Source organism: Sporosarcina jiandibaonis (assembly GCF_013184495.1).
Lineage (GTDB): Bacteria > Bacillota > Bacilli > Bacillales_A > Planococcaceae > Sporosarcina > Sporosarcina jiandibaonis.
Map to the genome: position 1 here is coordinate 22,250 of NZ_JAAOIY010000003.1, position 22,604 is coordinate 44,853.

General features: G+C 38.5%; 19 protein-coding genes. 13 read left to right on the forward strand and 6 right to left on the reverse strand.

The annotated features are described in order from the left end of the window. Positions 1 to 671: 671 nt before the first annotated feature. Entirely contained in the window at positions 672 to 1,304 is a 633-nt protein-coding gene (locus tag G8782_RS09835; protein ID WP_172370791.1) for a GntR family transcriptional regulator, read from the reverse strand. A 238-nt stretch (positions 1,305 to 1,542) separates the two neighbouring features. Here G8782_RS09835 and garR point away from each other — a divergent pair, with 238 nt between their 5' ends. The 4 genes from garR (at position 1,543) to G8782_RS09855 (ending at position 6,167) form a co-directional block, all read left to right on the forward strand. After that, positions 1,543 to 2,436 carry a 2-hydroxy-3-oxopropionate reductase gene (gene garR / locus G8782_RS09840; RefSeq protein ID WP_172370792.1) on the forward strand — a complete coding sequence of 298 codons (894 nt, stop codon included), beginning with the start codon at positions 1,543 to 1,545 and terminating at the stop codon, positions 2,434 to 2,436. Positions 2,437 to 2,439: 3 nt separating this feature from the next. Continuing rightward, positions 2,440 to 3,882, forward strand: a complete 1,443-nt coding sequence (locus G8782_RS09845) for a four-carbon acid sugar kinase family protein (RefSeq protein WP_172370793.1) — start codon at positions 2,440 to 2,442, stop codon at positions 3,880 to 3,882. 65 nt (positions 3,883 to 3,947) lie between these two features. Further along, positions 3,948 to 4,784, forward strand: a complete 837-nt coding sequence (locus G8782_RS09850) for a class II fructose-bisphosphate aldolase (RefSeq protein ID WP_172370794.1) — start codon at positions 3,948 to 3,950, stop codon at positions 4,782 to 4,784. 60 nt (positions 4,785 to 4,844) lie between these two features. Continuing rightward, a complete protein-coding gene (locus G8782_RS09855) occupies positions 4,845 to 6,167 on the forward strand; it encodes a gluconate:H+ symporter (protein ID WP_172370795.1) in 1,323 nt (440 codons plus the stop codon). Positions 6,168 to 6,268: 101 nt separating this feature from the next. On the opposite strand, the gene G8782_RS09860 is transcribed toward G8782_RS09855, so the two are convergent. Together G8782_RS09860 and G8782_RS09865 are read right to left on the reverse strand one after the other, a co-directional pair. Continuing rightward, positions 6,269 to 6,706 (reverse strand): RidA family protein, encoded by a 438-nt coding sequence (locus tag G8782_RS09860; RefSeq protein WP_172370796.1) that lies wholly within the window; start codon positions 6,704 to 6,706, stop codon positions 6,269 to 6,271. Beyond that, positions 6,690 to 7,916, reverse strand: a complete 1,227-nt coding sequence (locus G8782_RS09865; RefSeq protein WP_172370797.1) for a pyridoxal phosphate-dependent aminotransferase — start codon at positions 7,914 to 7,916, stop codon at positions 6,690 to 6,692. The genes G8782_RS09860 and G8782_RS09865 overlap by 17 nt, the downstream gene beginning before the upstream one ends. Before the next feature lie 169 nt (positions 7,917 to 8,085). Here G8782_RS09865 and G8782_RS09870 point away from each other — a divergent pair, with 169 nt between their 5' ends. Beyond that, complete coding sequence (locus tag G8782_RS09870; protein WP_172370798.1) at positions 8,086 to 9,039, forward strand: LysR family transcriptional regulator; 954 nt, start codon at positions 8,086 to 8,088, stop codon at positions 9,037 to 9,039. 55 nt (positions 9,040 to 9,094) lie between these two features. Here the strand turns inward: G8782_RS09870 and G8782_RS09875 are convergent, their stop codons facing one another. Together G8782_RS09875 and G8782_RS09880 are read right to left on the reverse strand one after the other, a co-directional pair. Further along, positions 9,095 to 10,384, reverse strand: coding sequence for an aminotransferase class V-fold PLP-dependent enzyme (locus tag G8782_RS09875; protein ID WP_172370799.1), 1,290 nt, complete (start codon positions 10,382 to 10,384; stop codon positions 9,095 to 9,097). A 308-nt stretch (positions 10,385 to 10,692) separates the two neighbouring features. Further along, a complete protein-coding gene (locus tag G8782_RS09880) occupies positions 10,693 to 12,306 on the reverse strand; it encodes a glutathione ABC transporter substrate-binding protein (protein ID WP_172370800.1) in 1,614 nt (537 codons plus the stop codon). A gap of 380 nt (positions 12,307 to 12,686) precedes the next feature. Between G8782_RS09880 and nikC the strand changes: the two genes are divergently transcribed. The 6 genes from nikC (at position 12,687) to G8782_RS09910 (ending at position 19,582) form a co-directional block, all read left to right on the forward strand. After that, complete coding sequence (gene nikC, locus G8782_RS09885; RefSeq protein ID WP_172370801.1) at positions 12,687 to 13,580, forward strand: nickel transporter permease; 894 nt, start codon at positions 12,687 to 12,689, stop codon at positions 13,578 to 13,580. Positions 13,581 to 13,594: 14 nt separating this feature from the next. Beyond that, the gene (locus tag G8782_RS09890; RefSeq protein ID WP_172370802.1) at positions 13,595 to 14,542 is read left to right on the forward strand and encodes an ABC transporter permease; all 948 of its coding nucleotides are present in this window, start codon (positions 13,595 to 13,597) and stop codon (positions 14,540 to 14,542) included. 43 nt (positions 14,543 to 14,585) lie between these two features. After that, the gene (locus G8782_RS09895) at positions 14,586 to 15,638 is read left to right on the forward strand and encodes an ABC transporter ATP-binding protein (protein ID WP_172370803.1); all 1,053 of its coding nucleotides are present in this window, start codon (positions 14,586 to 14,588) and stop codon (positions 15,636 to 15,638) included. Further along, the gene (locus tag G8782_RS09900) at positions 15,583 to 16,620 is read left to right on the forward strand and encodes an ABC transporter ATP-binding protein (protein ID WP_172370804.1); all 1,038 of its coding nucleotides are present in this window, start codon (positions 15,583 to 15,585) and stop codon (positions 16,618 to 16,620) included. The genes G8782_RS09895 and G8782_RS09900 overlap by 56 nt, the downstream gene beginning before the upstream one ends. A gap of 253 nt (positions 16,621 to 16,873) precedes the next feature. Further along, complete coding sequence (locus tag G8782_RS09905; protein ID WP_172370805.1) at positions 16,874 to 17,815, forward strand: AAA family ATPase; 942 nt, start codon at positions 16,874 to 16,876, stop codon at positions 17,813 to 17,815. 12 nt (positions 17,816 to 17,827) lie between these two features. Continuing rightward, positions 17,828 to 19,582 (forward strand): tetratricopeptide repeat protein, encoded by a 1,755-nt coding sequence (locus G8782_RS09910; RefSeq protein WP_172370806.1) that lies wholly within the window; start codon positions 17,828 to 17,830, stop codon positions 19,580 to 19,582. Between the two features lie 103 nt (positions 19,583 to 19,685). Here the strand turns inward: G8782_RS09910 and G8782_RS09915 are convergent, their stop codons facing one another. Then, the gene (locus G8782_RS09915; RefSeq protein ID WP_172370807.1) at positions 19,686 to 20,090 is read right to left on the reverse strand and encodes a hypothetical protein; all 405 of its coding nucleotides are present in this window, start codon (positions 20,088 to 20,090) and stop codon (positions 19,686 to 19,688) included. A 220-nt stretch (positions 20,091 to 20,310) separates the two neighbouring features. On the opposite strand from G8782_RS09915, the gene G8782_RS09920 reads away from it, so the two are divergent. Beyond that, positions 20,311 to 21,579 (forward strand): sensor histidine kinase, encoded by a 1,269-nt coding sequence (locus G8782_RS09920; protein ID WP_172370808.1) that lies wholly within the window; start codon positions 20,311 to 20,313, stop codon positions 21,577 to 21,579. Between the two features lie 6 nt (positions 21,580 to 21,585). After that, positions 21,586 to 22,470, forward strand: coding sequence for a response regulator (locus G8782_RS09925; RefSeq protein ID WP_172371182.1), 885 nt, complete (start codon positions 21,586 to 21,588; stop codon positions 22,468 to 22,470). Positions 22,471 to 22,604: the final 134 nt, after the last annotated feature.

The window sequence follows — 22,604 nt, forward strand, 5'->3', positions numbered from 1 at the left end:
CAAGAAACTATCAGGAAAGTTCAAACCATCATGATTTTTTGTCCCATAGGGAGATTAAAGTTTTCGATACAAAGAAGCACAGAATTAATTCAGTGCTTTTTTATTAGTGCTCCAAGCGCTAGCTAAGAGGTGAGTCGTTCACGGGATCATGATTGATTGTTGTCAACGCAGCGTTTGTTTAGAAGATTTTTTCGTTTATTTTCTTCGACGAAACCATTTAATCCTATTGTATGTATAATGTTGACAGACTCTTTTGTTTCAAATAAATAGATTCCGCCAGCTTCTTATGTTTCACTTATAGTTTATAAATATTTTGACATGATTTCATTAAAGCCAAGTCAGAATCAAACAGAACTTTGGGAGAATTCACGCCGAAATCATGGGGACATGGCTAATGAAATTGAAAGTGCTATGATGGATAGAAAAGAAGGAAACCTGATGAAGTTTATGATCTGAAAAATAAAAGCTTAGAATTAGGTATTGATGTAGCAAATTTTATTGCTGATTTTTACAAAAGTATTGCACTTGGTTTGCATCAAATAGGCGCCCAAACAACACACTTTAGCTAACGAGGTATAAACAAAACACTAAAACTTATCATCAAGTTTTAGTGTTTCTTTGCGTTAAAATAATATATTGGAATTATTAATTCACCAATCATAACTGCCCTATTACGAAAGTTGACTTCTTAAAATATGGAGGCAGAAATTTAAATCCTCTTCAAGATGGGCTTCCATTAGTTGTTTCGCTTTTTCAGTATCTCTTGCTTTTATGGCTTCGTAGATTTCTTCATGCTCATCAATTAAACGTGGTCGATTGTGAAGGACAACCGTCTTCCGAAAAAGGTAGATAATCGACTTCATGCGCGCTATTGTCTCTATCATCAGTGAGTTCCCGCTGGCTTGCACAATAATTTCATGAAAACGTTCATTGGCTTCCATAATGTCCTCAGTTGTTCCATCTCTTCCGATCTCGACACAATTCGCAAGCGACTTTAAATCTTCCGCTGGCAAATAGGTTGCTGCCGATTTCGCTGCGGCACCTTCTAAGAGGATTCTTACTTGAAATAAGTTGCGTAAATCTTTTTCAGTAGGCTGCACAACTTTTTTATCGACGATGAGTCCTTCATAACTTAGTTTTCGTAAGGAATCCCTAATCGGCGTACGGCTAAATCCTAAATCTCTCGCTAGTTTATCTTCTACAATTTTTGTGCCACCTGGTAAATCCCCGTTTAAGATTCTATCACGAATGATTTCATACGATTGATGATATGCGGAGCGAGGCTTCTTATTGCTTTGAGTCATTTCGTTCACCCCTTTTTCGTTTAACCTAATCCATATAAACGTATCAAATATAGTGCGAGAAAGGAAGAATAACTAATTAAAACTCGATTTTGTATACAAACTCATAAAAAGTGTATACAAAATAAAATAAAACGTATACAATGAAAAAAGTGAAGAATACTGCAAACGGTTACAGGCGTCTTGAAGTGAATGTATTTATCGTTTTAAAGCAGAACTCGAACAACAAGGAGGACTATTTATGTTGAAAAAAATTGGTTTTATCGGTTTAGGGATTATGGGAAGACCTATGGCCATGAATTTAGTTTCTAAAGGATACGAAGTGATCGTGACTGATTTAAATAAAGAAGCGGTACAAGCTTTGAAGGAAGCTGGAGCAACTTCAGCAGAATCTGCAAAGGAAATCGGTGAAAATAGTGATGTCATTATTACTATGTTGCCTGCTTCTCAACACGTTCAACAAGTTGTTTTAGGTGAAAATGGTGTGCTAAGCGGCGCGAAAAAGGGTGCAGTCATCATTGATATGAGCTCTATTTCACCGGTTGTTTCTAAAGAAATCGCTTCTATCGCAGAGCAACAAGGAGTGGATATGTTAGATGCTCCTGTTAGTGGCGGGGAACCAAAAGCGAAAGACGGTACGCTTGCGATTATGGTTGGCGGTAAAGAAGAAGTGTTCGAGCAAGTGAAGGATATTCTTGCAGCTATGGGTTCTGAAATCACATTAGTCGGTGGAAGTGGAAGCGGTACGACTGCAAAATTAGCGAACCAAGTCATCGTGAACTTAAATATCGCGGCGATGTCTGAAGCTCTGGTATTGGCTGCGAAATCTGGAATCGATGTGGAGAAAATGTACGAAGCAATTCGAGGTGGACTAGCAGGAAGTGCTGTTTTGGATGCAAAAGTGCCACTCATCCTAGATCGTAACTTCGTAGCAGGTGGAAGAATAGATATTAACTTGAAAGATATGGCAAACGTGATGGAAACAGCCCATAGTGTCGGCGTTCCACTACCATTATCTAGCCAGTTATTAGAAATTTTCCATGCCTTAAAGGTCGATGGCAAAGAAGCAGATGATCATGGCGGAATCGTTCAATATTATGAAAAACTAGCAAACGTTACAGTCGGGAGGGCATAATCGATGGCTAACATTAGAAGTAATGAAAAGAGAGCGGTTCAAGAAGTCTTGGACAATATCCAAACAGTCGATACACAAGTAGTAGAAGAGTTGCTTCAGAATGAATTAGTTGATTTGAATAAAAAAATTATTGTGCTTGACGATGACCCAACAGGAGTACAAACGGTTCATGGTATATCTGTTTACACGGATTGGTCAATAGAAAGTTTGGAAAAAGGATTTGAAGAAGAAAACGCGATGTTTTTCATCCTGACAAATTCTAGAGGATTCACTGCTGCCGAAACAACAAAAGCACATACAGAAATTGCGGCCAATATCGTAGAAGTTGCGAAAAAGCTAAACAAGGATTTTATAGTCATCAGCCGTGGAGACTCCACTTTGAGAGGGCATTATCCGCTTGAAACAGAGGTATTAAAAGATACGATTGAAGCCGCTTCGGATATCAGTTATGACGGAGAAGTGATCATCCCATTTTTCAAAGAAGGCGGTCGCTACACAGTGGACAATATCCACTATGTACAATATGAAGAACATTTAGTTCCTGCTGGTGAAACAGAGTTTGCAAAAGATAGAACCTTTGGGTTTTCATCGTCTCACTTAGGTGACTGGGTTGAGGAAAAAACAGAAGGTGCTTTCAAAGCTGCAAATACAACCTACATTTCAATTGAGAGTTTAAGAGCGATGGATATTGAAAAAATTACAGCGCAATTACTACAAGTAAATGATTTTAATAAAGTAGTGGTCAATGCAGTCGATTATGTGGATGTCGAAATTTTCGTTATCGCGCTGATCAAAGCCATGAAATCCGGGAAACAATTCATGTTCAGAAGTGCAGCAGCGCTTACGAAAGTGATTGGTGGCGTAAGTGATAAAGCGCTTTTAACAAAAGAGGAATTAATTCAGGAAGAAACGGGTCATGGTGGTTTAATCCTTGTAGGCTCTCATGTTAAAAAAACGACAGAACAACTGGAAGAAATGAAAAAAAGCGATTCTATTGAATTTATTGAGTTTGACGTCCATCTTGTGCTCGAACCTGAAAAGTTCCAAGAGGAAATAGAACGTGTCATCACGACAACGGAGAAATCTCTTCAATCAGGCAAACCAGTTACCGTGTATACGAGACGTGAACGATTGGATCTTGGTGAAGGTAAACAAGAGGAAGAATTGAAACTTTCTGTGAAAATCTCAGATGCTGTTACAAGTATCGTAGAGCGCTTAAATATTCGACCTAATTATATCGTTGCTAAAGGCGGCATTACATCCAGTGATATCGGAACGAAAGGGCTTGGCGTAAAAAGAGCAACAGTAGCTGGGCAAATAAAACCTGGTATCCCAGTTTGGGTCACTGGAGAGGAAAGTAAGTTTCCGGGAATTCCATATATTATTTTCCCAGGGAACGTAGGTGCAGTTACAACACTTAGAGAAGTAGTTGAGATATTATCTTAATTCAGCAGGAGTCCGCCTCTTTTATAAGTGGCGGGATGAATGCATAAGATTCGGGGGTTATCTACATGTTGGTCAATACAAATGAAATCTTAAAGCATGCCCAGCAAGAAAAATATGCTGTAGCGGCCTTTAATGTATACAATTTAGAAACGGTTCAAGCGGCGATTCGTGCTGCAGAACAAGAAAATCAGCCAGTTATTATTGCGCTTGGTGAACGTTATTTCCCGACAGTTGACGTTGAAGGTTTTTCAGCTCTTGTCAAAGCATTAGCCGAAAAATCTCACGTACCTGTCGCGCTTCACCTGGATCATGCTTATGAAAAAGAATCGATCATTCGTGCGATTCGTTGTGGATTCACATCAGTGATGTTCGACGGTTCTGCCTATGATTTAACAGAAAACATACGCCGGACTAAAGAAATTGTAGAAATTGCGCATATGGCGGGTGTTTCTGTTGAGGCTGAGATTGGTTCGTTGGCAAAAGGTGAATTCTCGGATGAAGAAGAAGGAGACGGCACATTAACAGATCCACAGTCAGCAAAAGAGTTTGTAGACGCAACGGGCATAGACTTTTTAGCCGCAGCAATTGGTACAGTTCACGGGTTGTACAAGGGAGAGCCGAATATCGATTTGCAACTTTTAGAAGAAATTCAGCAAGCCGTCGATGTTCCGCTTGTGCTGCACGGAGGATCTGGAACGCCTGACGCGATAGTCAAACAAACAATAGAGCTTGGTATTTGCAAGGTTAATGTGAACACAGAAGTTTCCATGGCAGCAGTTTCTTATTTACAAAATTGTTTTGAGAAAAAACAAATGCCGCATCTATCTACAGTGATGGCAGAAATGCAACATACGATGGAACCTATCATGGCAAAATTCGTGCGATTGCTCGCGAATAAATAAAATAGATATAAGTTTAATTTTGTAAATTAATTTATAATAACTAAAGAAATGAGGGATACGATGCCTATAGTATCTATTTGTATAGGAGTTGCATTTTTACTTCTATTGATGATTGTTTTTAAGTTAAACGCTTTCATTGCTCTAATTTTATCTGCGCTAGTGGTGGGGATTTTAGAAGGAATGTCACCGCTTGATGCAGTGGCATCTGTCCAAAATGGTTTAGGCGGAACGCTTGGAAGCTTGACAATGATTATTATTTTCGGTGCTATTCTTGGTAAATTGATGACAGATTCAGGTGGTGCCCAACGAATTGCGACAACGTTAATCGAATCGTTCGGGAAGGAACGAGTCCAATTAGCTGCCGTTTTAACAGCATCTGTTGTTGGGATTGCCCTGTTTTTTGAAACGGGAGTTGTTGTATTAATTCCTTTAGTATTTACAATTACTGCGGCAGCCGGGGTACCGGTATTGTATGTTGGGATGCCCGTCATTGCTGCACTAATTACGATGCACGGATTTGTTCCGCCGCATCCAGGGCCAACAGCAGTAGCTAGTGTATTTGAAGCGAATATAGGAAAAACTTTAATATACGGAATTATTATTGCGATTCCCGCTATTATTATTGGCGGCCCTCTATTTACGAAACTCTTTAAAAAAGAAGATTTGGAAGTTGAAATCCCTAAAGGGTTATATAATCCTAAAGAATTTACAGAAGAAGAAATGCCAGGATTCTTGACGAGTTTGCTTACATCATTAATGCCCGTTATTTTAATTGCTTCTCAAGTCATTGTTTCAATGACCATGCCGGATTCGAAAGTAATGCCATTCTTTGATTTTATCGGGAATGCAAATATGGCTTTGTTACTTTCTGTAATTGTTGCTTTCTTTACGTTCGGGCTGAATCGCGGTATAAAAATGAAGGAGATTATGCAATCTGTCTCAGAGGCTGTTAGTGGCATTGCGATGATTTTATTAATCATTGCAGGGGGCGGCGCATTTAAACAAGTATTGATCGATAGTAAAATTGATTTGTATATTGCAGACATTATGACAGGCTCAACACTTTCTCCGCTAGTTCTAACTTGGTTAATCGCTGCGATTCTTAGAGTGGCAGTTGGATCGGCAACTGTAGCAGGAATGACAGCTGCCAGTATTGCGGCGCCTCTCGTTGGCATGACTGGCGTGAGTCCAGAATTAATGGTATTAGCTGCTGGTGCCGGGAGTATCACATTCTCTCATGTCAATGATGCTGGATTCTGGATTTACAAAGAGTACTTTAATCTTTCTATAGGAAAAACAATCAAAACTTGGTCGGTCATGGTGACGATTCTTTCATTAGTCGGATTAGCAGGCGTATTACTCATAAATCTTTTTATTTCATAAAATTTGAAATATGCTCACAAAACAAACGGAAGTCAACCTTATTCATACTTGGTTGATTTCCGTTTGTTTTTATTCGAAAAGATAAGCGCCCATATTAATCTTTATGAAGAAACAGCAGCAATCAGTTGGATTTCAACTGGTGCATTGTCTGGCAATGATGCAACACCTATCGCAGCACGACTGGCTATACCTGCATTTCCCATTTTTTCAAATAAATACTCAGAAGCAAAATCCGCTATACTAGAATGTGCTTGAAAAGTATTTTCTGCATTCACGTAAACGGTTAGCGAAAGGACTTGCTCTAGCCGTTCTTGTTCTGCAAGTGTATTCATGGCGGCGGCAAGGGCATTTGCGACCGCTTGCCTTACCGCTGCTTTATAGATTGAAATCGGCTCGGTTATACCGACTTTTCCGCTTTGAATGAGTACGCCATTATATCTGGGCGTCATCCCGGCCGTATAAATCATGTTTCCAAATCGTGTTGCCGGAATATAATTTCCCTGCGGAATAGGATTGATTATCTCATCTGACGTGTTCATTACGATACGCCTCCACTACCTGGATGACACGATCAATTGCGTCAACTGCCTCTTTATGATTCTGTGAAAAGTTTATTCGGAAACTATCAATATACTGTGGCCCGAATTCTGTACCAGGCGTTACTGTAACGCCGGCTTGGAGGCGAAGTATCTTCACGAATTCATTTATCGGAACACCTAAATCAGGAATTCTCGGGAACAGATAGCTACCTGCCTCTGTAGCTCTAACTTCGAACCCTCCAGCGGCGCGCAATTTCGAAATTAAATCATCCCGGATCGCTTGGTGCTGCGCAATTCGCTCCTCCATCCATCCTTCGGGCTCAGAAAACCAAGATTTCATAACGGCTTGGCTATAACCGCCGGCACGGAGAGACACAATCGCTTGCAGTTTTTCCATGCGGTCAATAATTTTGGCGGATCCGAATGCTACACCGAGCCTGTAGCCACTCAGTGACTCTGTTTTCGATGGCCCCATGATGGTAATGACATTTTCAGGATCTACTATATTCTCTGCACATAGATGCGTAAAAGCCCGTCCCTCAAAAATCTGACGTGAATATAGTTCATCAACAATAACTGTCACTCCGTACTGTTGCGCTAGTTCCGCAATCCTCCAAATTTCATCCTCCGAATAAATGACGCCCGTAGGATTATTAGGATTAGAGAACAAAAATAGTTTAACACCGGCTTTAAAGGAATCCTCCAACTGAGTTAAGTCCAAACCCGCGGCACTATCTGACTTGAAATAGTCCATCTGAATCGGAACGACTTCACCTTCAAAGAACTCAACTAGTTTTCGGTTGGCAAAATAATCTGGTACGACAATCGCAACTTTGTCGCGTCTAGAAACTATAGATCCCATTGCTAGGAACAGCGCTCCTTGTGTTCCTGGTGTAATGATGAAATTCAAGTCTGGATTAATCGTTGTACCCATAAAATCAGAAAGTTTTTCAGCTACTTTTTCTCGAATGATTTTACTTCCGCGATACTCCGTGTAGGCTTGCTTACCGCCAAGATGAACACCTTCGATGAACACATCTAGTGAACCCGGAATTGGCTCAAAAGCATCAACATCACCGTGTGAAAAGTCGACAGGCGTACCAGAAATTTTCTCGCCGCGCAGTTCAACTTCTTTTGTTTTCTGTCGTACTTCTTGGCCAGGCGCAAATTCAGCTCCGAGTTTCAAAAACTTTTCTTCTATTGAATCCATTATTAATCACTCTTTTCTATTTTATATTTCGTCACATTACGTGACTTTGCAAAACTCATGATTATTCTATATATTTATAATAGTAGTTCTATGAGCTTTCTAAATCCAATACGAAAAAGTTTATAACGATATATGATTTTCTTTATACTAAAAAGGGGACGGAAATTTTATGTTGAAAAATATGGATTATGTTTATGAGGTATATTTAAATAAAAGTTTTTCTAAAGCCGCTGAAGAACTATACATATCGCAACCAGCACTCAGTGCAACAATTAAAAGGGTAGAAGAGGAAATTGGTCTGCCTATTTTCGATAGAAGCAGTAACCCGATACAATTAACCTCAGCAGGGGAATATTATATTGAATCTATTGAAAATATCATGACCTTGGAAAAAGAAATGAGATCTCATTTTAATCGTTTAAGGGACAATAACCGGGGGACCATAAATGTTGGGGGAGCTTCATTCTTTTGTGCCTATATTTTGCCGACATTGGCGCAAGAGTTTAAGAGGGAATATCCTGATTACACGGTAAATATTTTGGAAGCCAATGCAGATGATTTGGTGAAGTGTCTGCGATCGGGCATAGTTGACATCATTTTGGATGTTGAAAAAAGAGATCCTAAACTTTTCGATTCAATTGTTTGGGCAGAAGAACATATTTTGCTTGCGGTACCTAGTTCATATAAAGTGAACAATAGATTGGAAAAGTATCGGCTCACTTTCGACGAGGTGGCTAATGGGCAATATATGAATGAAAATTATCCAAAGGTGAGTTTGAAAGAATTTGAAAATGAAAACTTTCTATTATTGAAAAAGGGGAATGATATGTATCAAAGAAGTTTAAAAATGTGCAGAAAAGCAGGCTTTACACCAAAAGTATCGATGACCTTTGATCAATTACTCACATCGTATCATGTCGCTTGTAACGGAAAAGGAATTGCATTCGTACGCGCTGGCGTTACGCAGTCCTTAGAAGCAACGAATAAATTGTTCTTTTACAAAATTGATGATGAAAATTCGTATCGAAACATTATGGTGTATTATAAAAAGTCGCATCCACTTTCGAATGTAGGTACGGACTTCATAGAATATTTAAATAAGAAAAAACTCGTTGGCATTTAAATCTTGGCAATCAAAAATGAACGCTCACTAAAACGAGCGTTCATTTCCAATTTAATTATTTAGCATTTCTATCTACAATTTTTTGTGTTATTTCCAAAAACTCTTCGATTTCATCCACACGATTACAGTGTAATGGGGATATCCTTATCGCGCCTTCCATTCTAAATGACTCCAACATTCTTTTTGAATAAATGCTTGAAGCTACACGATCATATACGATAACGTTTTCAGCTTCATATTGACTTACAGCTTCTTGAAAATCCAGATGATCTATACTGATAGCAACGATCAAATCCCTTTTGGACAAATCATCATAATCAAGATGAACAGTAACCCCGGGAATATTTCTTAATCCTTTTACTTTATCGGTGCCATCAAGCATTATTTCAAGAAGTGATCTTTCATGCAAAGAAATCCTCTTCATTCCTTCTTCAAATAAACTCCTTCTATCTTCCTCATTTGAAAAATTGCTTCCGATCCAACACACATAGTCTACAATCTCACTTACCGAAGCAAAATGTCCTGGTGCAGAACTGCCAAGTTGCAAATTACCATCATCCGTTCCAAATAAGCGATGGTGAGGAAGTTTTGCAGCTCTATCAGAAAGATAAGCAATTCCGCTACCCCTAACTCCGAAAAATTTGTAAGGTGCAAAGTTCATTGCATCTACCGGGGTTTTCTCAATATCAATGATGCCGTGCGGGGCATGTTGAACAGCATCGACGACAATATATAAATCGGGCTTTATCTTTCTTGCCTCCTTAACAATCGTCTCAATATCTAAAATAGCGCCTGATATATTTGATGCGTAAATGACACTTAATAGACAAGTATTATCGTCAATAAGCTTTGTGATTTCTTCAACATCAACTCCCCCCGTGACAGGGTTTGTTTGAGCTACGCGAAATTCCTTTCCTAACTTATCTGCATAGAACTTTGCTGCATCAAAAGCGGACGGATGCTCCAATGTAGTAGTAACAATATTTGTTCCCTCAACATTTTCAGCGATAACACCCGTAATTCCGAAAATCGCCTGTGAAGCAGTATAGTAAGTTGCAATACTCCCGTTTTTTGCATTGAAAATAACTCGAGCATCATTTAATCCTTTTTGTTCGACCTTTGTTAAGTATTTCGATACTTCATGATCACGCATAGGACAATTAGGAATCAAGTCTAACTGTGCAAACTTTTCATTTGCACTTTTCAACCTAAATGAGCCTCCCGCATTGTCAAAAAACAGTCGCTTCTTCTGTGTTAGGGGATCGATATCGATATAAGCAAATCTTTCCCTGATTTCTTTTAATAGTTCATTACTAAATAATGTTTCACTAGTCAGCTTAATCATTTGTATAATTCCCCCAATGTTTTTAGGCTTCTTTTTTCCTTGGATGAGATATCGTGATTCTGATTATTCCTTATAGTTATAATTGTAATTCTTCTGATGATTTTACTCAAATACGAAAAAGTTTATAAGGATATATAGTTTTCTCTATACTGAAAGTATATTAATCGTTCAATTAAAATAAGAATAACAGCCATAAACCTTAAAGAGGTTTGTGGCTGTTATTCTTTAAACGTGTGCTTTTTCTTCTATTATATAGTTAGAATTGATATAAAAAATACATAACGATCTGTACCTGTATAGGGTAAGGATTATTCTACAAACTTTACATGTTGCAACTTGTAGTAGCCAGAACTATTAATCCAGTATCCTTCAATATTATTACTAACACCTGTCAAGTATGCTTGGTGATGCACATAAACCATAGGTGCTTCTTCAATTAGAATTTCTTGAATATCAGAGTAAATAGCTTGTCGAGCAGTTTCATCTATTTCTTGACTACCTGCTTTAAGTAGTTCATCTACTTTAGGGTTATCGTAGAAGGAACGGTTTCCAGCAAGACCTTTATTTGCTGAATCGAATAGCTGAGATAAGAAATAATCTGCGTCACCAACAGGGTTTGATAAGCCGAGGATAAACATATCGTGTTCACCTTTAGCTGTTTTATCTAGATACGCACCCCATTCAACAACTTCGATATCAACTTCGATATTTGCCTTTTTCAATTCTTGCTGGACAAGTACTGCCATATCCATTCGTTGTTGGTTATCGTTTGTCCAAATTGTCGTTTTGAATCCATCTTCAAATCCAGCCTCTTTAAGAAGTTCTTTAGCCGCTTCTGGATCGTAAGAGAGTGGTTTCATTGATTCGTCATATCCAAATACGCCAGGTGCTAAAGGACCAACAGCTGCAACCCCGTGACCTTCATAGATTCCATTTAGAATATCATCTTGGTTAATAAGCATAGAAACTGCTTGACGTACTTTTAAATTGTCAAACGGTGCTTTTTCAAGGTTAAAGCTGACATATGAGAGTGAAGATGAAGTTGTATTATCAACTGTTCCAAATTCGGACCCATCAATTAGTTGAACCTCACTTGGTTGTACAGGCTCGATAATTTGAGCATGACCTGTCTCAAGTTCTGCAAGTCGAGTACCGCCTTCTGGAATTGCTTTGACTGTTACTGTGTCTAAAAATGGAATGTCTCCCCAGTAGTCATCGTTTCTTGCTAATTTAATTTCGGTACCTTGGTTCCAGTTTTCAAATTTAAAATAACTCGTTCCGATTGGATGTGAGTTAATAACAGATCCTGCTTCTTTTCCGTCTTCAATTGCTGCATAGTCCTCGTCAATTGATTTAGGGCTAATTATTGCACCAACTGGGTGAGTTAAATGTGCAAGAATTGGTGCAAATGGATATTCTGTTGTAATTTGTAGTTTATATTCATCAACTACTTTAAACTCCGTTACCATATCAAAAAGAAATGCTCGTGGTGCCGAGATATTAGGGTCTAGAATACGGTCGAAGTTTTTCTTAGCTGCTTCAGCATTGAATTTTTCTCCATCATGGAATGTCACATCTTCACGAAGCTCGAAAACCCATGTTGTTTCGTCAACTGGTTCCCAGCTCGTTGCCAACCCTGGAACAAGATTCTCGTCCTTATCTTTTGCAATTAGCGTTTCAAATATGTTTTGTTGAATATTAATTGACGGTACATCTGTTGAAAGATGTGGGTCAAGCATTGCTGCATCGGAAAGTGTTGCGATTACTAAGTCGCCGCCAATTACTGCCTCATTTTCTTTTCCTTCGGTAGTTCCGCTTTTTTCGCCGCCTTTATCGTCGCTTCCACCGGCACAAGCCACAAGGAACATTGATAAAACTAAAGTTAAAACTAATAACAGCGAAAACTTTTTCTTGCTATTCATGTAAATGCCTCCATTTTCTATCTAATAGAGTTAATACTTATTTCTTACTCTATAGATCTATAATCCTCCCATAATGTATCATAAGAAAATAATTAAGACAATACAAATTATTAAAAAATTACTATATTTGCATGAATATAGAGGAATATTTGTCATATTAACAATTTTTCAGTTAAATAGTTTTGATAATTAAATAGGTATAAATTAATAAAAGCCAATGATATCAAGAGTTTTAGATTTATTGATAAATTGGAATATAGAGTCATTAGGAATTAGATTCCGAAAATAATAAATTCATGATATGCTACCAATGGCGAATAGCTAGAAAAGTCGGTAGACTTAACCTTATTTTTATATTATGAAAGGTGTGTACTAGTTTTATGGCGGGAAAAACCGTAGAAGTGATTAATGGGCCAAAAAGGTCGAGCCCGAGAATCGAAGCTTATAAAGCTTTCTGGAAAAGATTAAGCAAAAATAAGGCAGCTGTGGTTGGAGGATTTTTCATTCTGCTGTTTATCGTCGTTTCTATAGTTGGTCCTTTTCTTACAACGAAAGATCCAACTGAAGTCATGGTGTTAAATAAATTACAGCCGCCATCTGCAGAGTTTTGGTTTGGAACGGATAATTTTGGTCGGGATATCTTTACGAGAATTATTCATGGGATGAGTCTTACATTGAAGGTTGGCTTCCTTTCAGTTGCAATAGGAGGCAGCATTGGTGTCATCTTTGGAATTGTATCAGGCTATTATGGAGGAAAGATTGATACGATTATTATGAGAGTTATGGATGTTTTGTTGGCGTTTCCAGGAATTTTGTTGGCGCTTGCAATTGTCAGTGTACTAGGCGGTAGTTTACAAAACGTAATCATAGCAGTTGCGGTATTTTCAGTACCAGCATTTGCAAGGATCGTACGTAGCTCAACATTATCTGTACGGCAATTAGAATACATAGATGCAGTGAAAGCACTTGGAGCTTCTGATTTCCGAATTATATTTAAACATATTCTCCCGAACGTTGTTTCACCGATAATTGTTCAAGCAACATTGCGTATTGCAACGGCAGTGTTAACTGCAAGTGGACTATCATTTTTAGGTTTGGGGGCACAGCCACCTGAGCCTGAATGGGGAGCGATGCTAAATGATGGACGTACTTACATGAAGACGGCCCCGCATTTAATGCTTTTCCCAGGGATGATGATTGCTATAGTCGTATTGGCGTTCAATATTTTTGGAGACGGCTTGCGTGATGCACTTGATCCTAAGATGAAAAAATGATGGAGTGAATAAAATTGGCGAAATATATAGTTAGAAGACTATTACAAACGATACCTGTATTAATAGGCGTATCAATACTCGTATTTTCTTTGATGCACCTTATCCCGGGAGACGCTGCACAAATTATGGCGGGGGAAGCTGCTTCGGAAGAGTCAGTGGAACAAATTCGTGAAAAATTAGGCTTGAATAAACCAAAGCCTGTTCAATATTTTAACTATGTATCGAATGCAATCCAAGGGGACCTTGGAAACTCGATTCGAAGTGGTCGGCCTGTTGTTGATGAAATAAAAGGACGATTTTGGGTGACCGCGGAGCTTGCAGTCTATGCAACGATTCTTGCTGTATTCCTTGGGCTAATTGCAGGAATTATATCAGCGGTTCGCCACTACACATGGTCTGATGTATCTATAATGGTTGTTGCGTTATTTGGACTTTCTATGCCAAACTTCTGGCTAGGTTTACTGCTCATTCAATGGTTTGCAGTTGGGGTGGATTTCCTTCCGATACCCGACTTTTTGATGATGAGACCATCTGGTTGGGGAGATAGTTGGCGTCAGATTCTTTTGCCAGTTATTACACTCGGAACTAGTGGTGCAGCGATTATTGCACGCATGACGCGGGCTTCTATGCTAGAAGTAATCGATCAAGATTATATAAGGACAGCAAGGGCAAAAGGATTAAGTGAGAAAATTGTTATTTACCGACATGCATTGAAAAATGCTTTAATTCCAGTAGTAACAGTTGTTGGACTTGAGTTTGGAGCATTCCTAGGCGGCGCTGTTATTACAGAGACGATATTTGCGATTAACGGAATGGGTCGACTAACAATCGCAGCGATTACGGAGCGTGATTTCCCAGTTGTACAAGGAACCGTTCTAGTCATATCCTTGTTGTTTGTATTTGTTAATATGCTTGTTGATATATCATACAGAATGCTAAACAAACGAATAGACTTGAGTTGACAATAAGTACGCCGAATGTCATCAAGAGAGGGGTTACAAATATATGGAAACTAATGTACTTGAAGTTCACAATCTTCGTACGTCTTTTTATACAGACGATGGCGAAGTAAAGGCGGTTGATGGCGTAAGTTTTACGCTTCCGAAAGGGAAAACGCTAGGAATCGTAGGTGAATCCGGCTCAGGAAAGAGTATTACAGCTTTATCAATTCTTCAATTGCTTGCTTCTAATGGAAAAATTATAGATGGTGAAATTCGCTTTAAAGGCGAAAACTTAATTGGATATTCTGATCGTAAGATGCGAGATATACGAGGAAATGCGATTTCAATGATATTCCAAGAACCCATGACCTCTTTAAATCCAGTATTTACAATAGGTCAACAAATAAGCGAATCACTTATTAAACACCAGAAGTTGTCCAAACGTGATGCGCTTTTGAAATCCGTGGATTTATTGAAACTGGTCGGAATTCCTTCACCAGAGGCGCGCGTGCGTAACTATCCTTATGAACTTTCGGGGGGAATGCGCCAGAGGGTAATGATTGCGATGGCACTTGCGTGCGACCCGGAGATATTAATCGCCGATGAGCCTACAACAGCACTTGATGTCACGATTCAAGCTCAAATCCTTCAACTCATTAAAGAGTTGCAACATCGACTTGGAATGTCGGTTGTTTTTATCACGCATGATCTTGGTGTTGTTGCTGAAACTTGTGACTATGTTGCAGTCATGTATGCTGGGCAAGTGGTTGAATACTCGGATGTATTTACGATATTTAAAGAACCAAAACATCCATATACAATTGGATTGCTCAATTCCTTGCCGCGTCATGATATGGAGCAGGATAAATTAGAACCAATCCGAGGTAATGTACCGAATGTTCGTGATATGCCGATTGGATGCAGATTCTCTCCTCGCTGCCCGGCTGCAACGGATTTATGTCGTGCTGAATTGCCAGAGCTTTCAAAAGATGATAAAGGAAACGATGTTCGTTGTTGGATATATTCCGACAATTGGGACGGCGAGATGGAGGTGAACGTCTATGGCGAAAAAAGAATTGCTCAAGGTAGAGGGGTTAAAGCAGTATTTTCCGATTAAAGGGGGGCTCCTTGGTCGAACTGTAAATCATGTAAAAGCTGTAGATGACATTACATTTACAATTCATGAAGGAGAGACAGTTAGTATTGTTGGTGAATCTGGTTGCGGTAAATCTACTACCGGGAGAGCGATACTTCGCTTGGAGGAACCAACGGAGGGAAAAGTATCCTTTAATGACGTGGATTTAACGTCATTATCTTTACGTCAGATGCGCAAACATAGAAAAGACTTACAGATTATTTTCCAAGATCCATACGCTTCCATTAATCCACGACAAACTGTTTCAGACATTTTAAATGAAGCGATGACGATTCAAAATTCGGTTCCGCCGAAAAAGAGACGTAAACGCATTATTGAATTATTAGAAACGGTTGGATTAAATGAATACCAGGCAGACCGTTACCCTCATGAGTTTTCGGGTGGGCAACGTCAGCGTATCGGCATTGCTAGAGCACTTGCAGTAAACCCGAAATTGATTATTTGTGATGAGGCTGTTTCTGCACTTGACGTTTCAATTCAGGCACAAGTGTTGAATCTACTTGAAGAATTACAAGAAGAATATAATTTAACTTATTTATTTATATCGCATGATTTAGGGGTTGTACGACATATTTCTGACCGTGTTATCGTCATGTATCTAGGTAAGATTGTTGAAATAGGTGAAAAAGAAGAGATTTTTGAAAAGCCTAAGCATCCTTACACAAAAGCCTTGCTTTCGGCGATACCAGTTCCCGATCCAACACATAAAAAAACGCATATTGCATTAAAGGGAGACGTCCCATCGCCAATTGATCCACCGGCTGGGTGCCGTTTCCATACACGTTGTCCGTTTGCTCAAGACAAGTGTAAACAAGAAGAACCATTGCTTAAAACGCATCGAATTATGGACGAGACACATCAAGCCGCATGTCATTTCGTAGAGGAAATCGAGAATGGCGAGCTATTACCGAGAGATTATGAAATCAAGCCAATCCTTAATTAACGAATAAATTCTTGCTCGTTTTGATTTTTCATTTAGCTTTTCTATACATCTCCCACTTAGTATGTATTTGATTGCATATTAGGTGGGGGGATTTTTTTGTTAATTAAAATAAGCGCAAGTACCTGAAATTTCTGGAGATTTCACGTTTACTAATTTGAAATCTGGTATACTTAAACGAACAGGTAAAATAAGGATTAAAACTTCTAGTGACCTTCATCTAAGCATATATACATATATATATAGGAGGAATACAGTGGAAAGTAATAAGCAACGTCCGAATTTAAAGGTTATTTCGTATGATAAAGAACAGGATAAAATCGTAGAAATTGAGCAGAAGATTGAAACGTTTGCGGATGTAGGTGGTTTGGAGGAAGTTAAGAAGAAGATTAAAGTCGACTTCATAATGCCTATCCAATCGCCAGAGATATTTAAAGCATTTGGTAAGGAAGTGGGAGGCGGCATACTTTTTTACGGTCCGCCTGGTTGTGGAAAAACCTTTTTAGCCCGAGCAGTCGCAGGGGAAATTAATGCTAATTTCCTCCATTTGGATTTACAATCTATTCTCTCCAAATGGTCTGGTGAAGCAGAGCAAAATATGCATGAGTTTTTTGAAGATGCCAGGCGCAAAACCCCTTGTGTTTTATTCATCGATGAATTGGATGCCCTAGGTGGTAATCGGCAAAAGATGCACTCGCATCATGATCGTTTGTTAGTGAATCAGTTATTAATAGAGTTGGATGGTTCTATGGCAAATAATGAAGGCATCTACGTTATTGGCGCAACAAACACGCCGTGGTATCTTGATCCTGCAATACGACGACCTGGTCGCTTTAATTCATTGATTTTTCTATCGCCGCCTGAATTGGAAGAACGGAAAGCCATATTGGCATTGAAAACTGCAGGGAAGCCGCAAAAAGACCTGCAATTAGATCTCGTGGCAAAATATACGGAACATTTTTCTGGTGCTGATATAGAGTATTTGGTTAAAGATGCAATTGATGCTGCAATTACAAGATCATTTGAAACTGGAGAAATTCAACCTTTAACAAATCAGGATTTATTGACAGCGATGAAGAAGCGACAGCCGACAACACTTGAATGGTTTGCGACGGCTAAAAGCTATGCAACATTTAGTGATGCCAATAATGAATATCAAGATGTGCTCGACTACATTTTCAAAAACAACTTGAAGTAAAGGATGAAATAAATGTTGGGATCATTTGTTAATCGAGTAGGTCTGATTAAACTTTATATCCAAAAAGGCGAAATTGAAAAATCAAAGGAACAGGCCGAAGAGGTACTCCGAAATGATCCAGAGAGCATTGCGGGTTATTTGTTAATGACCTGGCATTATTACATGCTAAGTCAAGGTGAGGATGCCCTGCATTGGATGGACGAAACACTTCGAATAGCCCCGGAAGATGAGGGTGCTCTTGAGTTAGCCGTTATGACGTATCAAGATTTTCATTCTGATGAACATAAAGTGAGGGAACTGATAGAGGAAGGTCTAAGGCTTTATCCAGATAATCATCTTTTTCATGCAAAGTTTGCCCAAATTAATCGAATGACTGATATGGAGCAAACATTGTCTTCCTACCGAGAGGCGATTCGATTGAGTCCCAGAAATGATGCCTATTTGGGCGATTATGCGATGCTTTTGTATCAAGACCACAAAAAATTGGAGGAAGCTGAAAAATATGAGCGATTGGCACTTGAAGCCAATCCAGAACATAGTATGAACCTGCTTAATTTTGCCTGGGTAGCCTACCAGCGCAGAAAATATAAAAAGGCGCAAACACTAATAGATGAAGCAATGAGACTTGAACCAGAAGACGAACGAATTCGTGAGTATTATAAAAAGATTCATCCAACTAAAAACGGATTCATTCGTATAAAGATCGAGATAAATCTTTTGCTGCTAAAAGCTGTGGGTTATCCAACTAGGTTTATTTCGGAATTGTTTAAAGATAGGATTTCATATAAGCTTATACTTTTCACCGTATTTGCTATAGAATTAGGCGGGTTGTTCGCTCTTTTTGGAAAAAAGAATACGTTTATTATATTCGGAGTGTATATTTTATTCTTAATAACGAGTTCTAAGCTGTCAAAATCAATGTTGAAAAAAGCAGGATTTATTGATGATGAAGAAAAATTAATGAAGCGAAAAGTCGATGAGAATCAGAAGTCGGCTCTTAAAGAACTGGAAAAGGTCCTTGAAAAAGATAGCGTGCAGCCTAGACGGGAACAAGCGCACGCCCCATTAACGTCAAATGAGTTGGAAGCCCAATTATCACAGCTATGGAACTCCACCAATATTTCGGAGATTAAGGAAAGTACTAAGGTGAACGATGCTTCCGTATATCAGGAGGAGTTACAGACAAGCCCGACGTCACAACCAGCTCGGCTACCGACAGAATGGCCCAAAGAACAAAGCAGATGGCCGGTGGTTATTATGATTGCTGCGATAATGCTGGGTATGATCGGTCGATTTGGTCCGATTATGTTAGAGAGAGCCGACCGTCCAGTTCCTTTGGCACCAGAACTGAAGGAAACCATTCAAACAACCCAGGAGAATCTGGCGCAGGAGAAAGAAAGCGCGATTACAGATGAAAACAAGCAAGTCGTAGAGCAATTTATGCAGGACTTGAGAGAAGGCACTATAGAACAAGCCGTGTCTACGATTGTTTCGGAAGACTATGCATCTTTTATCTTGGAAAATGATCAATTTACGAAGCAATTAGGAAATGCAATACTAGAAAAAGTGATCCAACCACATATGGGCTTATCGATTAGTTATTTCCTACTCGTTAATGCAGAAGAGGATTTTCATGCAATTGTGGAAGTGTCATTCGGCCGGATCACACATATGTATGCTGAGGACCTGAACCAAACGGAAGAAGAGGAAACGAAGTACCAAAAGTTAATGGAACGAATAGAGCTTGATGGAGAGGATATAAAGTAGAATTTGTGTTGACAATAGATGGCTTCATATAAGAAGAAGTGAGATAAATTTTATATAACCACGCTGACATATTTGTTAGCGTGGTTTTTTTTGAATGAAACTGTCATTGTTTAATTAATTCAACTTCTGCATGACCATTCTTAGCATTCTCGCCAACAAGTTTTACGACAGGTTTTATTTTGTCGAACGTCATGAGAACAGAGCCTTCTGTAGAGGTTGTCGTTTCTTCGAAAAGTTGATTATCAAGGGACATCGTAATTTTACCTTCTTCAGTTTTCAACTTGTAAACAACTTCATAAGTGACGTTTGGCCGAATCCAATAATTTCTCACAAAGTACGTATTAAATGTTTCAAAGGATAAACTAACTTTAGTTATCCCAAAGTATTTTGTTCCATAAAATAATTTTAAAGGCCTGCTTTTGAGGACTTTACTCGTAATCATTATACTGCCGATGAGGAATAAAAAAAGAGTAGTGAATGCGACCAAGTCGGAGAAAATAACATTCATTTGATAACGCTCCTATACTATTAAAAGTAGTTACTACCTAATTCTATCTTATAATAAACATCATTCGTATTAAAAGAAGCAAAACCAAAAGAACTATCCACTTAGCGCAATCCAGCCTATGATATAGTATAAATGCATGTAATAATAGCCTAGCGCATGTACCTTTTGATAAAATAAATAGATGAATATGCAATCGAGAGCGTGAAAAGGAGGGCCGGTTTTGTTAAATAACTTTTTCAGTAAAAATTTCAATAGAAGCGATGGGTTATACTTAGTTTTTATAGCTCTATTAACTGCTATTGCAAGTGAAATAAAAGTGATTCCTTTTAATGGTGAAGCTTTCCGTTTCGGATTAGGAAGTATTGCTTTCTTTCTGCTACTCCTGATTCGACCTCCAGCATCTCTTATTCGTACTGGTCTTATTACGGGTCTAACGGTCGTTTGTTTTCGCCTATTTGGAGACATGCTTCATCATACAGATTTGTTGGTAAGTTTAAAGACCCATTCACCTGTTTTTCTATTTTATTTTTTATATGCACTCGGATTAAACTTTATCAAAATAGAGCAGTACAAAACGTCTCCACTTCTCCTAGGAGCAGGGGCTGCAGGATTAGAGTATATTGGAAATAGTGCAGAGCAACTTACGAGATTGTTGTTATTAAATGGTGTGAATGTAACGTTTCATGAATGGATACTATTATTGGGAGTCGCAGTACTGAGGAGTTATTTTGTCGTTGGTCTGTATAGCTCGATTATTATTTCGGAACATAAGAAACGGATGCAAGAGACGCTTAGTCTTGGTTCTGAATTGTATGCGGAAACCTTGTATTTGCAGAAATCGATGGATCACATCGAACAAATTACCGCTTCGAGTCATGACTTATATCGAACATTAAAAAAGAAAGAGCTTCACGAGTTGAGTGTACAAGCGTTACGCATCGCACAAGAAATTCACGAGGTGAAAAAAGACTCGCAGAGGATTTTTGCGGGCCTGTCTAAAATGACAAATGAAGAAAGAAATGAAAACTTTTTTTTGTCCGATCTAATAGATTTTGTAGTGACTGCAAATAAGAAGTATAGCGAGTTATTAAAGAAAAATATTTCATTTCATTTTTCAATAGCTAGCGATTTTGAAACGAATCAACAAATCCCTCTACTCGCTTTATTGAATAATATTACAGCAAATGCGGTTGAATCGATTAAGACTAAAGGCGAAATCGTTTTTGAGTTATTTGAAGAAAAGGAAAATACGTATTTCATTATTAAAGATTCTGGCGAAGGAATTCCAAAAGAGGATGTTGCCATTATTTTTGAACCTGGTTATACGACAAAATTTAGCGCTCATGGGGTAGCGGCCACAGGAATAGGTTTGTCGCATGTACAAGAAATTATTCAAACGTTAAAAGGTCATGTTCAAATCGAAACGTCAGGAAATGGAACGATCTTCCGAATCGAAATTCCAACTGAAAATATAAGAAAAGCGAGTTGAAGAAAACTGCGATATTTTATTGTAGATGATGATACAGCAAGCCGTCGAATGTTAGCGCAAATTATAACTGAGAGCGGACTTGGTGAAGTGATAGGCGAATCGGAAAGCGGGAAAAAATCACTTCCTTTTATCCTGTCAACACAGCCTGATTTTGTCCTGATCGACTTTTTAATGCCAGAATTAGATGGGATTGAAACAATCGAACAGTTACAAAATGAGGGGTATCAAGGACAGTTTATTATGATTTCTCAAGTTGTAAATAAAGAAATGGTAGGGGAGGCTTATGAAATAGGTGTAGAATTTTTTATACATAAACCAATTAATCGCATTGAAGTGTCTAGCATTTTAAAGAAGACGGCTGAACAATTCCAACTGAAAAATTCATTATTACAAATCCGAGAATCATTAGCGAACATCGGTCCCTACACGAAGCCGCAAATGCAAAGAAATGTGAAAGAAAATGTCCTATCCATTTTAAATGATATGGGGATTGTCGGAGAAGCAGGAAGCAATGATATTGTATCAATAATTGAATTTTTAATGGAGAATGGTAATTCTAACGCTCAAATTCCTTCCTTAAAGGAGTTATATGAAGCAGTCGCTCAAAAAATGGCTGTAGATAACGTGGAAAAGGAAAGTAAAGCCATTGAACAACGGATCCGAAGAACAATTATTGCAGCCGTGAACAATTTAGCTTCATTAGGCTCAATTGACTTCACCAATCCAGAATTCGAATATTACGCGCCCCGCTATTTTGACTTCCAAGAAATAAGAAGCCGCATGAAACAGATTGAGGAGAATGATGATACACCAATGAAAGTGAAAGTAAATAGTAGAAAGTTCCTTCAAATGTTGTATCGTGAAGTTGTTGATAAATACAATCAACCTTAATGAAAAGAATCAACCCCGTTTTTCGATAGTGAAAAATCCTTTTATCAAATGTCGGATTTTGTCGGATTCAATAAGTCACCCGTAAACTGTTTTTTAAGCTTACTTTTTTAGAGAAAGCGTTTTCAAATGATGAA